The organism is Mesorhizobium sp. WSM4840 (assembly GCF_055811755.1).
On the sequence record NZ_JBVVQD010000001.1, the window covers coordinates 655,302 to 669,679 of the forward strand.

Here is a 14,378-nt window from a genome sequence, read left to right on the forward strand (position 1 = left end):
CCAGATCGTTTCGGTATCGAATCGGCTTCTAGGCGGCGCGCAGTTTGCGCTCGCGGCGGATCACCTCGGAGGCAAGCTGCAGATAGGCCTGGCTGCCGGAGCATTTGAGGTCGTAGAGGATCGCCGGCTTGCCGTAGGACGGCGCCTCGGAGACACGCACATTGCGCGGGATCACGGTTTCATAGACCTTGTCGCCCATATGCGCCCGCACGTCCTGCACCACCTGGTTGGCGAGATTGTTGCGCCCGTCGAACATGGTTAGCACGATGCCCTGGATCGTCAGCTCGGGATTGATCGAGCGGCGAACCTGCTCGACCGTCTCCAGCAGCTGGCTCAAGCCTTCGAGCGCGAAGAACTCGCATTGCAGCGGCACCAGCACCGAATCGGCCGCCGCCATCGAGTTCAGCGTCAGAAGATTGAGCGACGGCGGACAATCGATCAGCACATAGCCAAAATTGGCCGATCGATCAGCCGAGGCGCGTAAGGCGTTGCGCAGCCGCAGCACCCGGTCCGGCGCCGACGCGATCTCCATTTCGATGCCGAGCAGGTCGAGCGTCGACGGCACGATCGACAGGCCCGGCACCGCCGTCGGGATCGCCGCCGCCTCCAGATCGAGCTCGCCAGTCAGCACGTCATAGGAGGAAACGGTGCGGTCGCGCCGGTCGATGCCGAGGCCGGTGCTGGCATTGCCTTGCGGATCAAGATCGACGATCAGCACCCGCTCGCCGATCGCGGCCAGCGCCGTGGCCAGATTGATGGCCGTCGTCGTCTTGCCGACGCCGCCCTTCTGGTTGGCTACGGTGATGATTCGGGGGCCATTCTTCATCATGGGTCTATGCCAGAAATTCATTCCGAGGTCGCCGATCTAAGTCAGTTGGCGCAAATCAGACAGTTCGAGGATGACGCCATGAGCGTCGGTCGCGCTGGCATGTTCTACCAGATCGAACGACCATCGTTGAGCGCTTTCTGCCAGTTCGGCACGGTAATCCCGGCCTTTGTGGAACAGGCCGCGCGCGCCGGCCGTCAGCCACGGCGCCGACAGTTCGAGCAAGACCGGTAGCGACGCCAGCGCTCTGGCAGTGACGATTTGAGGTGTTGAAACAAACGGATAGGCGTCGTCGATGCGACGCGCGACGACCCTGGCGGGCAGGTTGAATTGGCCGACGACCGCTTGCAGGAACGATGCTTTTTTCCGATTGCTTTCAACCAGATCGATGCTGGCGCCGTCGCGCTCGGCGAGCAGGAACGCAAGCACAAGGCCGGGAAAACCGCCGCCAGAGCCGAGATCGATCCAGCGCTTCGCCTCTGGTTTGATTCGCGCCAGCTGCGCGCTGTCGAGGATGTGGCGGCGCCAGACATCGTCCTGCGTCGACTGCGCCGCCAGGTTTATCCGGCGGTTCCATTTCTGAAAGACCGTCTCGAACTCTACCAGGCGTTCGAATGTTTCACGTGAAACTGGACCGGCAGCCTCTTGCAGGCTCGCCCATGAGGCAGCGCTCACGCAACATTCCTTCGTGCAGCAGCCTCGGCGTTGCGGACATGCGCGACAATGATGGCCAGTGCAGCCGGCGTCATGCCTTCCATACGCTGCGCATCGGCGATCGAGCGCGGCTGACGCGCCAGCATCTTCTGCTTCAGCTCATTGGAAAGGCCTGGAACAGAGGCGAAATCGAGTGAATTCGGGATCAGCCGGCTCTCCTCATGCCTGATCTGCGTGACGTCAGCTTGCTGGCGATCGAGATAGACCGAATATCTCGCTTCCGTTTCGAGGCGCTCGGCCGTCTTGGCGTCGATTGCTGCAAACTGCGGAGCGATTCGGGCCAGCCAACCGACATCGACGCCGGGATAGGCCAGCAACTCATAGGCGGAGCGGCGCACACCGTCCCTGTTGATCTCGAGCCCATGGCGCGCCGCTTCGTTGGGGGTCATGGTCGTGCCAAGCGCAAGGTCCCTCGCCTTTTCAAGGTCCTGCACGACGTCGCTAAACCGTTGCATCCGCTCCTGCGAGGCAATCCCGAACTTCATCGCCAGCGGCGTGAGCCGCTCATCGGCGTTGTCGGCCCGCAGCGACAGCCGGAACTCGGCCCGCGAGGTGAACATCCGGTAAGGTTCGGCGATGCCGCGGCTAGTCAGGTCGTCGACCATGACGCCGATATAGGCCTCGGTGCGACTGAGCACGATCTGGTCGCTCGCCGGAGCCTGCCGCGCGGCGTTGAGGCCGGCCAGCAGCCCTTGCGCGCCGGCCTCCTCGTAACCAGTGGTGCCGTTGATCTGCCCTGCCAGAAAAAGACCGGAGATTCGCTTGGTTTCCAGCGTCGGCTTGAGCTCGCGCGGATCGACATGGTCATATTCGATGGCGTAACCCGGCTGCAGCATGGTGACACGCTCAAGGCCAGGAATGGTTTTTAGAATGTCGAGCTGTACGTCCTCCGGCAGCGAAGTCGAAATGCCGTTCGGGTAGACGGTGTCGTCGTCCAGCCCTTCCGGCTCAAGGAAAATCTGGTGGCCCTCGCGGTCGCCGAACTTGACGATCTTGTCCTCGATCGACGGGCAGTAACGCGGCCCAACGCCTTCGATAGAGCCGGAATACATTGCGGAACGGCTCAGATTGGCGCGGATCAGCTCATGCGTCGCCGCGGTCGTTCGCGTGATGCCGCAATGGATCTGCTGGTTGTCGATGCGGTCGGTCATCAGCGAAAACGGCACGGGATTGTCATCGGCCGCCTGACTCTCCAGCGACGCCCAATCGATCGTCCGCCCGTCCAACCGTGGCGGCGTGCCGGTCTTCAGCCGCCCGAGCTTGAAGCCGGCGCGGCTCATCGTGGCCGACAGGCCGAGGCTGGCCTGCTCGTTCATGCGGCCGGCAACGATCTTCTTCTCGCCGATATGGATCAGCCCGCGCAGAAATGTGCCGGTCGTCAGCACCACGGCGCAGCAAGCAAGTCTGCGACCATCCGCCAGCAGCACGGCCGCTATGCGTCCATTGTCGATTTCGAAATCCAGAACCTCGCCCTCGACCACGTCGAGACCGGCCTGCTCGCGAATCGCCGCCTGCATGGCGAGCCGATAGAGTTTTCTGTCCGCTTGCGTCCGCGGCCCGCGAACTGCCGGGCCCTTGCGGCGGTTGAGCAAACGGAACTGGATGCCGGCCGCATCGGCGACGCGCCCCATCAGCCCGTCCATGGCGTCGATCTCGCGAACCAGATGCCCCTTGCCGAGCCCGCCGATCGCCGGATTGCACGACATGACGCCGATCGTCTCGAAGCGCAGCGTCACCAGCGCCGTCCTCGCGCCAGCGCGCGCGGCCGCGCTGGCCGCCTCGCAACCAGCATGGCCGCCACCCACCACAACCACATCATAATGACCGGTCATTTTAGAATCCCGAATTCAAGTGGACCGACACATGTGCCCGGAGGCACGCGCTGTCAAGAACACCGTCGATTGGCGGGTAATCTCTTCGGATATGTAGCTGGGACAAACCCATGCTGAGACGGCCAAAGTCGGCGCCGCCCCCTCTTGCCTTCTCCCCTTGTGGGAGAAGGTGGATTGGCGCGCAGCGCCAAGACGGTTGAGGGGTGCTGGCCGGAGTGCCGACTTTGCCAAGCTGGAACACCCCTTGCATGTTCGGATTGCGGCTATTTGTGCAAGATAGCTGTACTCCCCGACGGATGGCCGTCCGCCGGGGAGTGGACGGATGGGACCGTACGCCCCTTGGTGTGAGCCGCGGATGAGCAAGGTCCATTCGTTCTCACATTTGGTCCTGAACAGATGATGGGGAGCAAGTCCCGCATGCAAGGCAAGGTATTGTCCGAACCGAATGCGATGCCGCCAGTCTATGCCGGCATCGACGTGTGTAAAGAGTGGCTCGATGTCTACGTCCATCCGGCCGGCAAGAGCTTCCGCGTCGCCAATGACAGTGGCGGACTGCGGCGGCTGAAGCGCCTGCTCGGCGAGCTTGCGGTGAGGCGGGTGGTCATGGAGGCGACGTCCAAATATCATCGGGCGGCGCAACGCTCGCTGCACGAGGCGCGATTGGCCGTGGCCGTCGTCAACCCGCTGCGCGCTCGGCTCTTGCCGAAGCCTGCGGCCAGCTCGCCAAGACCGATAGGATCGACGCCAGGCTGCTGGCCTTGATGGGGGTCGCACTCGAACCGGCCGAGACGGTACCGGCTTCGCTTGCGATGGAAGCATTGCAGGAAATCGTCGGCGTGCGCGGTGCCGCCAGTGCCGAACGCACCGCGCTCATCAACCGCCTGGCGACACTCCAAAGCCCCTTTCTGCGCGCCGAACTCAAGCGCAGACTGCTGGCGATCGAACGCCACCTCGTCCGTCTCGAAACCCAAACCGCTCGCCTGATCTCGGCCGACTCCGCCCTTGCCCGCCGCCACGCCATCTTGGTGTCGATCCCGGGCATTGGCCCGATCACGGCCACCGCGCTGTTGGTCGGTCTCGCCGAGATGGGCACGCTCAACGCCAAACAGGCGGCCATGCTGACCGGCCTCGCCCCCGTCGCCCACGACAGCGGGCCGCGCCAGGGCCGCCGTGCAATCAAAGGCGGACGCAAGGCTGTCAGAAACGTCCTCTACATGGCGGCGCTGTCGGCAAGCCGCTACAACAAGGATCTTGCCGCCTTCGCCGCACGCCTGCGCAACGCCGGAAAGGCCGCAAAGGTCATCCTCGTCGCCGTCATGCGAAAGCTCGTCGTCATGGCCAACGCACTCATCGCCCAAGACCGCTTCTGGAGCCCAATCGCCCCTTGACAACAAACACAGATGCTCATCCGTCGCCTTCGGCGACACCTTCTCCCACAAGGGGAGAAGGAAGAGCCGCACATCGCCCGGAAGAATGAAGCGATTGCCCAGCGAATCGTTTCACGTGAAACAATGCCTTCGAGCTAATCGCGTGGTGTTTCACGTGAATCATCCGAGGCCGCCCAACCTCCCCAAGTGTTTCACGTGAGTCACTTGCCAATGCAGAACTGCGAGAAAATAACGTCCAGCATGTCCTCGACATCGACCGCTCCAATGATGCGGCCAAGCCTATCCGCTGCCAGCCGCAATTCCTCGGCCCGCAACTCCTGCCCGCGCTCATCCCCTGCCACTGCCGCAAGCAGGAAGCGCTTCGTCTCATTGAGGAGTTCGACGTGCCGCAGCCGCGACGGCAGGACGTCGCCGGCCTCGCCGATCTGCGCGGCGGCGCGATGGCCGATCTCCGCCAGCAATTCCGCCTGCCCTGTCCCGTCCCTGGTCGAGATTGCCACGTCGTAGCGCGCCACAAGCGATTCATCCCGCAGCAAATCGACCTTCGTCCCGATCCTCAATGACGGGACATCGGCTGGAACTGCGCCGATGGGGACCGGCTCCACCATATCCTCCAACACCAGCAACAAATCGGCAGTGCCGGCTTTGCTCCTCGCCCTTTCGATACCGATCGCCTCGATCCTGCCGGGTGTCTCACGCAAGCCGGCGGTGTCGGTTACTCTTACCCGCATCCCCTCCAGATCCAGCACCACTTCGAGCAGATCGCGTGTGGTGCCGGGCTCTTCGGTGACGATCGCCGCCTCGCGCCGGGCCAGAGCGTTGAACAGGCTGGATTTGCCGGCATTCGGTGCGCCGAGGATGACGACCTCGAACCCGTCGCGGATGATCTCGGCGGCCCGGAACCCTTGGACATGACGTTCGATCTCGTCGATCATCGCGCGGACGTCCGACCAGACCGTCTCCGCAACGGAACCCGGCACATCGTCTTCGTCGGCAAAATCGATCTCGGCCTCGATCATCGCCCGTGCATGAATAAGCCGACGGCGCCAGTTGACATAGAGCTCGCTCTGCGCGCCTTCGGCATTCTGCACGGCAAAGCGCCGCTGCGCCTCCGTCTCGGCATTGACGAGATCGGCCAGCGCCTCGGTCTCGACCAGATCGACCTTGCCGTTGAGAAACGCACGGCGGGTGAACTCGCCCGGTTCGGCATGCCTGACGCCGTCAAAGCCGGCGATCGTTTCCAGCATCTTCGCCACCACGGCACGCCCGCCATGGACATGGAATTCGGCGATGTCCTCGCCGGTAAAGCTGTTGGGCCCGGCAAAAAAGACGACCAGGCCGCTGTCGAGCACCGATCCGTCGGGCGCCCTGAACTTGCGATATGCGGCAACACGGTTCTGAACAATCGAACCGGCAATCGTTTCGACGACGAATCGACTCTTCGAGCCGGAAATGCGGATCACGGCAACACCGGCGGGCAGGCGGCCGCTCGACAGGGCAACTATGGAATCACCGGAAATCATTTGCCGACCCAGCACAACCGCCCTAGCTTCGCTTGTTCATTGACAATTGCCGAGTTATCAACCGTGACATTGCCCGCGCAAAATCTACTTGCCGAAGAGGCCAGCCCCTACCTGCAGCAGCATAGCGGCAACCCGGTGCATTGGCGGGCATGGTCGCCGGCGTCGCTTGCCGAGGCAAGAGCGCTCGAGCGGCCAATCCTGCTCTCGGTCGGCTACGCGGCCTGTCACTGGTGCCATGTCATGGCCCACGAAAGCTTCGAGAACGACGACGTCGCCGCCGTCATGAACCGTCTCTTCGTCAATATCAAGGTCGATCGCGAGGAGCGGCCGGACATCGACCAGATCTATATGGCCGCACTGTCCTCGATGGGCGAGCAGGGCGGATGGCCGCTGACCATGTTCCTGACACCGGACGGAAAACCTTTCTGGGGCGGCACCTATTTTCCGCGCGAGGCACGTTACGGTCGCCCTGGCTTCGTCCAGGTGCTGGAGGCGGTCGACAAGGCGTGGCGCGAGAAGAAAGAAAGCGTTAACCAAAGCGCCGACGGCCTGACCACGCATGTCAAGGCGCGGCTGGCGGGCACGCATGCCAAGGCCGTGCTCGATCGCGACACGCTCGCCACGCTCGCCAACGGTATCGACGGCATGATCGACCGGGATCTGGGCGGCCTGCGCGGCGCGCCCAAATTCCCCAATGCGCCGTTCATGCAGACGCTCTGGCTGTCCTGGCTGCGCGACGGCGCCACAGCCCATCGCGACGCCGTCCTGCTCAGCCTCGAAAAGATGCTGGCTGGCGGCATCTACGACCATATCGGCGGCGGGCTGAGCCGCTACTCCACCGATGCCGAATGGCTGGTGCCGCATTTCGAAAAGATGCTCTACGACAACGCCCAGCTCGTCCGGCTGTGCAACTGGGCTTATGCGGCGACCGGCAATGAATTGTTCCGGGGGCGAATCGAAGAGACGATCGACTGGCTCTTGCGCGAGATGCGCGTCGATGGCGGTGCCTTCGCTGCCAGCCTCGACGCCGACAGCGAGGGCGAAGAGGGGTTGTTCTACACCTGGAGCAGGGATGAGATCGAAACCGCTCTCGGCGACGAATCAGCCTTATTTGTCAAATACTTCACGCTTTCCGGCCCGCATGGCTGGGAGGGCAAGCCGATCATCCACCAAACTGAGGCCCAGCAAAAGCAAAGCGTCGCCGATCGCGACCGGCTCATTCCGCTGAAAGAAAAATTGCTGGCAGCCCGGGAGCAGCGCGTCAGACCCGGGCGTGACGGCAAAATCCTGACCGATTGGAACGGCCTGGTGATCGCGGCTCTCGCCGAAGCCGGGCGCGCTCTGAAACGGATCGACTGGATCGAGGCGGCGGAACAGGCCTTTGCTGCCATTGCCAGCGCTGGTCGAGACGGCCGGCTGCCGCATTCGATGCTTGGCGCAAAGAAGCTTTTTCCGGCGCTGTCGAGCGATTACGCCGCCATGACCAACGCCGCGATCTCATTGTTCGAGGCTACCGGCACATCGAGTTATGCCGAGCTGGCCGGCCAATTCATCGCGCAGCTCGATCAATGGCATAGCGATGAGAACAACATCGGCTACTATCTCACCGCGTCGGACAGCAGCGACGTGCCGATCCGCATCAGGGGCGATGTCGACGAGGCCATTCCGTCAGCGGCCGGCCAGATCATCGAGGCTCTGGTTCGATTGTCTTCGCTTTCGGGCGATCTCGAATTGCAGGAAAAGACCTTGAGGATAGCCGAACACGCGGCCGGCCGTGCGGCGCACCAGGCCTATGGCCAAGCGGGTGTCGTCAACGCCTGTGCCTTGGCGATCGAGCCGTTGAAGCTGGTGCTGGTGGAGAACCCGGAGAATCCGGGGCTTGTTCCGGTCGCGAATCGAAATCCGGACCCGCGCCGGATCGACACTATCGTGCCGGTCGGTTCGGCGACAAACCTGCCGATGCTCCCAGGCGGCGTTCTGCCGCCAACGACCGAGCCCGGCGCCTGGCTGTGCACCGGGCAGGTCTGCCTGCCGGTGATAACGGACACTGAGGAGCTCGAGCGGCGGTTGCGGCGCGGATAGGTGAGGGGGTGCGCGGTTCTCCTTCTCCCCTTGTGGGAGAAGGCAGGAAGGGGCAGCGCTGTCCAACCCCTTACGTATTCATCGAATCGAAGAAATCCGCGTTGGTCTTGGTCTGCTTGAGCTTGTCGATCAGGAACTCGATGGCGTCGGTGGTGCCCATCGGCGCCAGGATGCGGCGCAGCACGAAGATCTTCTGCAGATCCTGGCGGGCGACCAGCAGGTCTTCCTTGCGGGTGCCGGACTTGAGGATGTCCATGGCCGGATAAATGCGCTTGTCCGCGACCTTGCGGTCGAGCACGATCTCCGAGTTGCCGGTACCCTTGAACTCTTCGAAGATGACCTCGTCCATACGGCTGCCGGTGTCGATTAGCGCGGTGGCGATGATGGTCAGCGAGCCGCCTTCCTCGATGTTGCGGGCGGCACCGAAGAAGCGCTTCGGCCGCTGCAGCGCATTGGCGTCGACACCGCCGGTCAGCACCTTGCCGGATGACGGCACCACGGTGTTGTAGGCACGGCCGAGGCGGGTGATCGAATCCAGCAGAATGACGACGTCGCGCCCGTGCTCGACAAGGCGCTTGGCCTTCTCGATCACCATTTCGGCGACCTGGACGTGGCGCACCGCCGGTTCGTCGAAGGTCGAGGAGACGACCTCGCCCTTCACCGAACGCTGCATGTCGGTGACTTCTTCCGGCCGCTCGTCGATCAAGAGCACGATCAGATAGCATTCCGGATGATTGGTGGTGATCGAGTGGGCGATGTTCTGTAAGAGCACCGTCTTGCCGGTGCGCGGCTGCGCCACGATCAGGGCGCGCTGGCCTTTACCGAGCGGCGCCACCAGGTCGATGACGCGGGCCGAAATGTCCTTCGAGGTCGGAACATCCATTTCCATCTTCAGCCGCGAGGTCGGATAAAGCGGCGTCAGATTGTCGAAATGGATCTTGTGGCGGATCTTTTCCGGGTCGTCGAAATTGATCGTGTTGACCTTGAGCAGCGCGAAATAGCGCTCGCCCTCTTTCGGGCTGCGGATCGGGCCTTCGACCGTGTCGCCGGTCTTCAGCGAGAACCGGCGGATCTGCGACGGCGAGATGTAGATATCGTCCGGACCCGGCAGATAATTGGCATTGGCCGAGCGCAGGAAGCCAAAACCGTCCTGCAGCACTTCGACAACGCCGTCACCGATGATCTCGATATCCTGGGTCGCCAGCCGCTTCAGGATCGCGAACATCAGCTCCTGCTTGCGCATCACACTGGCGTTCTCGACCTCGAGCGATTCGGCATAGGCGATCAGCTCTGGCGGTTTCTTGTTCTTGAACTCGGTGAGTTTCATTTCTTGCATCATTAGACGGACTCTGAGTGAGTAAGCATGGGGAAAATATCGGCGGGATGCGACAAATGCCGGGCGCGGCCGAAGCGATGAATGGGCGGCGCATGACGGGAAGGAAGACCCGTCTTTTATCGTCGGTCGACTAAAAGAGCAAGCCGCCTTTTGTGGCCGCTGCGCGTCTCTCTTGACGCGCAAAGGGACGCTGTAAGACTTTTCGAGTCCCGCATCGTACTTTCCGAAAATCGATTCCGATTTCTGGCCGATGCGGCGGCGTCAGAACGGCTTCACGATGACCAGCACGACGACGACGATCATCAGCAATGTGGGGATCTCGTTGACGATCCGCCAGTGCTTCGCGGGCTTTTCGTTGCGGTCCTCGGCGAATTTGCGGACCGCGCCTGCCAGATAGCCATGAACGGCGGAGAGCCCGAGCACCGCGGCGATCTTGGCATGCAGCCATCCGCCCTGAAAAGCAAAGCCTTTCCAGGCCAGCCAGAGGCCGAATACCCAGGTGATGATCATGGCCGGATTGATGATGCCGCGTAGCAGCCGGCGCTCCATCACCTTGAAGGTTTCCGACTGGGCGGAGCCTTTCTCGGCGTCGGCATGATAGACCAGCAGCCGCGGCAGATAGAGCATGCCCGCCATCCAGGAGATGACGGCGATGACATGGATCGCCTTTGCCCAGGGATAGAAATCATCCGGCCCGAACAGGAACAGAAGCCCAGCCAGGACGAGGAAGATGACGATGGCGATCGCTGCTCGACGCATCGCTCCCGCCCCGCTGCTGTCCGCACCACTGTTGGCGTTATTCGTGTCGGTCATCGACGTGCCCGCACCATCTTCACCATCGCCTCGACATGCGCGATCGGCGTCTCCGGCGTGATGCCATGGCCGAGATTGAAGATCAGCGGCCCATCGCCCAATGCCTTCAGGATTGCGTCGACGCCGTCGGCTAGCGCCTTGCCGCCGGCCACCAGCCGCAACGGATCGAGATTGCCCTGTACGGCGCCACCGCGCTGCAGTTCCTTCGCCGTCGTCAACGGCACGGTCCAGTCGAGCCCCAGCCCCGTCACGCCGGTTTTTTTGCGATAGCTGCGATAGTGGGCGCCGGCGCCCTTGGGAAAGCCGATAATCGGAACATTGGGATGGACGGCCCGAACCTGCCTGACGATCTCCGCCACCGGCCCGACGCAAAAGACCTCGAATGAAACTTCATCGAGCACGCCGGACCACGAGTCAAAGATCTGCACCACATCGGCGCCGGCTTCGATCTGGCGGATCAGATAGGCGGCCGAATGATCGGCAAGGACGTTCAGCAGCTGCAGGAAAGCCGCCGGCTCGCGATAGGCAAACAGCCGCGCCGGCGCCTGGTCTGAGGTGCCGTGGCCGGCGATCATATAGGTCGCCACCGTCCACGGCGCGCCGCAGAAGCCGATCAGCGTCGTTTCATCTGGCAGCTTTGCCCGCAAACGTCTGACCGTCTCATAGACCGGTTCGAGATTCACGTGAAACGTTTCGCCGTCGAGAGCCGCAATCTCCGTTGCCGAGATCGGCGTCAACAGCGGCCCGCGTCCCTCTTCGAAGCGCACGTCGCGGCCCAGCGCATGCGGCACGACAAGGATATCGGAAAACAGGATCGATGCGTCGAAGCCGAAGCGTTCGATCGGCTGCAGTGTCACTTCCACGGCAAGATCGGGATCGTAGCAAAGATCGAGGAATGACCCGGCCCGCCTGCGTGTCTCCCGATATTCCGGCAGATAGCGGCCAGCCTGGCGCATCATCCAGATCGGCGGCGGAAACGCAGCCTTGCCCTTCAACACGTCCAGCATGATCCGGTTTTCAGGCATTCAGCACTCGCCTCTCCAGGCTTCTCTATAATTAAATATTCTATTTCTAGGAATCTTATGATTCTAAGAGTCTGTTGGTATCGGTGGTTGTTTCCTGTCCCGCTTTGCCCCGGAAAAGGCCAGCCAGCATATTGTCGCGTGCTTCTTCTGCCGGATAGGAGGACTTTGGGGACAGTTGGAAATTTCCAACTGGGAACAATGCGTTGCCGCCCGCGCAAAGAAAACGGACCTGTGGATAACGCCTAGTCAAAAAAGCACGTCCCCGAACTTGTCCCCAGCCGCCCGACGAAGCCGACAGCGCATCGAATTGTGGACAAACTGGCATCTGATACAGTCGCCCCGAACTGGCCGATCTTTCCGACCGACCTTATCCACATCGGCCCACAGCTTGGAACGAACCCCTGTGAACAAACCCCAGAGCTTCTTTCACCTTCACCTGATTTCCGATGCCACCGGTGAAACGCTGCTGGCGGCCGGGCGCGCGGCTTCCGCGCAATATAAGGATGCGCGCGCCATCGAGCATATCTACCCGCTCATCCGCACCGAAAAGCAGGTGACGAAAGTGTTCGAGGACATAGAGGAGGAGCCGGGCATCATCCTTTATACGGTCGTCGACCAGAACCTCGCCCGCGGCATCGACGAACGCTGCGCGGCAATGGGCCTGCCTTGCGTCTCCGTGCTGGAACCGGTGCTGACCGTGTTCCAGTCCTATCTCGGCACGCCGGCCGGCCGCCGCGTCGGCGCCCAACATGTCCTCGACGCCGAATATTTTCGCCGCATCGACGCGCTCAACTTCACCATGGAGCATGATGACGGACAGCTGCCGGCCAATATGGACGATGCCGACATTGTGCTCGTCGGCATTTCGCGCACCTCGAAGACGCCGACCAGCATCTATCTCGCCAATCGCGGCATCAAGACCGCCAATATCCCGATCGTGCTCGGCGTGCCGGTGCCGGAAAGCCTGGTCAACGCCGCGAAGCCGCTGATCGTCGGGCTCATCGCCACCGCCGAGCGCATCTCGCAGGTTCGCCAGAACCGCATCCTCGGCAACACCAGCGCCTATGAGCCTACCGACTATGTCGACCGCGCCGCGATCAGCGAAGAGCTTGCCTATGCCCGCAAGATCTGCACCCGGCATGGCTGGCCGATGATCGACGTCAGCCGCCGCTCGATCGAGGAGACGGCGGCGGCTATCGTTGCCCTGCGCGGCAAGACGCGCTAGGGCGTGTGATATTCAGGTGATGCCGGCCTGCAAACGGCGGCTTCCTGCGCTTCCGGTGCTCACGTACGAAAAGTACGCTCCGCTCCGGTTCTCGGAAGCCACCATTTTCGGCTCGGCCTGACCTGAATCTCGACACACCCTAGTGAGCGTCAGGAATCGGGCGATAAAAAATGGCCGAAAAAATCATCCTTGCCTCGAGCAGCTCGTTTCGCAAGGCGCTGCTTGTCCATGCCGGCGTGGCGGTCGAGGCGGTTCCGGCGGAAGTCGACGAGCGCGCGCTCGAAGCGCCCTTGCAGGGCAGCGGTATCTCGCCCGAGGACGTCGCACTGGTGCTTGCCGAGGCCAAGGCCACCGAGGTCAGTGAGCGAAAGCTCGGCGCCCTTGTGCTCGGCTGCGACCAGACGCTGTCGCTCGCCGACGAAGTGTTCCACAAGCCAGCCGACATGGAAGCCGCGCGCCGCCATCTCTTGGCGCTATCGGGAAAGACCCATCAACTCAACAGCGCCGTCGTGCTGGCCCGCGACGGCGCGGCCCTGTGGCGGCATGTCGGCATCGCCAGCCTGACCATGCGAAAGCTCGAGCCCGCCTTCATCGGCCGCCATCTGGCGCGGGTCGGCGCCAAGGCGCTGTCCAGCGTCGGCGCCTACCAGATCGAAGGCGAGGGCATCCAGCTGTTCGAAAGAATAGAAGGCGACTATTTCACCATTGTCGGCCTGCCGCTTCTGCCCGTCCTGGCCAAGCTGCGTGACCTCGGCGCCATCGATGGCTGAGGCCGCGAAAAAGGCCTTCGTCACCGGCCATCCGGTCGCGCATTCCCGGTCGCCGAAGATCCATGGCTATTGGCTGGCGAAGTACGGTGTCGACGGCAGCTACCGGGCGATCGACGTCGCGCCGGAGGCTTTTGCCGAATTTGTCCAAACGCTCGCGGCGAATGGCTACCGTGGCGGCAACGTCACCATCCCGCACAAGGAGGCCGCCTTCGCGCTGGCGGCGCGCCGCGACGATGCGGCCGAACAGATCGGCGCGGTCAATACGCTCTGGTTCGAGGGCGGAAAACTGTGGGGCGGCAACACCGACGCCCATGGCTTTGCCGCCAATCTCGACGAGCATGCGCCGGGCTGGGCAGACAATGGCCCGGCCGTGGTGCTCGGCGCCGGCGGCGCCTCGCGCGCGGTCATCCATGCGCTGAAGCAGCGCGGGGTTGACGATATCCGCATCGTCAACCGGACGCTCGCCCGAGCCGAGGAGCTGCGCCACCGCTTCGGCGGGGTCTCGGCCCACAGCACGACCGCGACCGGCGAGCTGCTTGCCGATGCCGGCCTGCTGGTCAACACGTCAGCGCTCGGCATGCACGGCAATGAGGGCCTGTCCGCCGATCCGGCCAGGCTGCCGCACCATGCCATCGTCACCGACATTGTCTATGTGCCGTTGGAAACGGCATTACTGGCCGCAGCCAGAGCACGGGGCCTGAAGACCGTCGACGGGCTCGGCATGCTTTTGCACCAGGCGGTGCCCGGCTTCGAGCGCTGGTTCGGCATCAGGCCGCAGGTCACTGCCGAATTGCGGCAGATGATTGTCGCCGATCTTGGCGCCCAAGCAATGACCAGGGAATGA

General features: G+C 62.8%; 11 protein-coding genes and 1 pseudogene. 5 read left to right on the forward strand and 7 right to left on the reverse strand.

The window, feature by feature from the left end; all coding sequences use genetic code 11:
• Positions 1 to 28 precede the first annotated feature (28 nt).
• From AC0L3I_RS03290 to mnmG, 3 genes are read right to left on the reverse strand one after another with little or no spacing between them, the layout of a single operon-like run.
• Positions 29 to 829 (reverse strand): ParA family protein, encoded by an 801-nt coding sequence (locus AC0L3I_RS03290; protein ID WP_123148722.1) that lies wholly within the window; start codon positions 827 to 829, stop codon positions 29 to 31.
• Between the two features lie 36 nt (positions 830 to 865).
• On the reverse strand, positions 866 to 1,501 hold the full coding sequence (rsmG, locus tag AC0L3I_RS03295; protein WP_473525960.1) for a 16S rRNA (guanine(527)-N(7))-methyltransferase RsmG: 636 nt from the start codon (positions 1,499 to 1,501) through the stop codon (positions 866 to 868).
• Positions 1,498 to 3,372 (reverse strand): tRNA uridine-5-carboxymethylaminomethyl(34) synthesis enzyme MnmG, encoded by a 1,875-nt coding sequence (mnmG, locus tag AC0L3I_RS03300; RefSeq protein WP_473525961.1) that lies wholly within the window; start codon positions 3,370 to 3,372, stop codon positions 1,498 to 1,500. Before mnmG ends, rsmG begins: the two co-directional genes overlap by 4 nt.
• Before the next feature lie 417 nt (positions 3,373 to 3,789).
• Between mnmG and AC0L3I_RS03305 the strand changes: the two are divergent.
• A pseudogene (locus AC0L3I_RS03305) lies at positions 3,790 to 4,760 on the forward strand (IS110 family RNA-guided transposase).
• A gap of 200 nt (positions 4,761 to 4,960) precedes the next feature.
• Here the strand turns inward: AC0L3I_RS03305 and mnmE are convergent.
• On the reverse strand, positions 4,961 to 6,283 hold the full coding sequence (gene mnmE / locus AC0L3I_RS03310; protein ID WP_473525962.1) for a tRNA uridine-5-carboxymethylaminomethyl(34) synthesis GTPase MnmE: 1,323 nt from the start codon (positions 6,281 to 6,283) through the stop codon (positions 4,961 to 4,963).
• A gap of 63 nt (positions 6,284 to 6,346) precedes the next feature.
• On the opposite strand from mnmE, the gene AC0L3I_RS03315 reads away from it, so the two are divergent.
• Positions 6,347 to 8,365 carry a thioredoxin domain-containing protein gene (locus AC0L3I_RS03315; RefSeq protein ID WP_473525963.1) on the forward strand — a complete coding sequence of 673 codons (2,019 nt, stop codon included), beginning with the start codon at positions 6,347 to 6,349 and terminating at the stop codon, positions 8,363 to 8,365.
• A 70-nt stretch (positions 8,366 to 8,435) separates the two neighbouring features.
• Here the strand turns inward: AC0L3I_RS03315 and rho are convergent, their stop codons facing one another.
• From rho to hemE, 3 genes are all read right to left on the reverse strand, one after another.
• Positions 8,436 to 9,701 carry a transcription termination factor Rho gene (gene rho / locus AC0L3I_RS03320; protein WP_027153631.1) on the reverse strand — a complete coding sequence of 422 codons (1,266 nt, stop codon included), beginning with the start codon at positions 9,699 to 9,701 and terminating at the stop codon, positions 8,436 to 8,438.
• 261 nt (positions 9,702 to 9,962) lie between these two features.
• On the reverse strand, positions 9,963 to 10,514 hold the full coding sequence (gene hemJ / locus AC0L3I_RS03325; RefSeq protein WP_473485802.1) for a protoporphyrinogen oxidase HemJ: 552 nt from the start codon (positions 10,512 to 10,514) through the stop codon (positions 9,963 to 9,965).
• Positions 10,511 to 11,539, reverse strand: coding sequence for a uroporphyrinogen decarboxylase (gene hemE / locus AC0L3I_RS03330; RefSeq protein ID WP_473485801.1), 1,029 nt, complete (start codon positions 11,537 to 11,539; stop codon positions 10,511 to 10,513). Before hemE ends, hemJ begins: the two co-directional genes overlap by 4 nt.
• 403 nt (positions 11,540 to 11,942) lie before the next feature.
• Here hemE and AC0L3I_RS03335 point away from each other — a divergent pair, with 403 nt between their 5' ends.
• The 3 genes from AC0L3I_RS03335 (at position 11,943) to AC0L3I_RS03345 (ending at position 14,378) form a co-directional block, all read left to right on the forward strand.
• Positions 11,943 to 12,764: a pyruvate, water dikinase regulatory protein gene (locus AC0L3I_RS03335; RefSeq protein WP_473485800.1), complete on the forward strand. Its 822-nt coding sequence runs from the start codon at positions 11,943 to 11,945 to the stop codon at positions 12,762 to 12,764.
• Between the two features lie 170 nt (positions 12,765 to 12,934).
• Positions 12,935 to 13,534 (forward strand): Maf-like protein, encoded by a 600-nt coding sequence (locus AC0L3I_RS03340; RefSeq protein ID WP_473485799.1) that lies wholly within the window; start codon positions 12,935 to 12,937, stop codon positions 13,532 to 13,534.
• The gene (locus AC0L3I_RS03345; RefSeq protein ID WP_473525964.1) at positions 13,527 to 14,378 is read left to right on the forward strand and encodes a shikimate dehydrogenase; all 852 of its coding nucleotides are present in this window, start codon (positions 13,527 to 13,529) and stop codon (positions 14,376 to 14,378) included. Before AC0L3I_RS03340 ends, AC0L3I_RS03345 begins: the two co-directional genes overlap by 8 nt.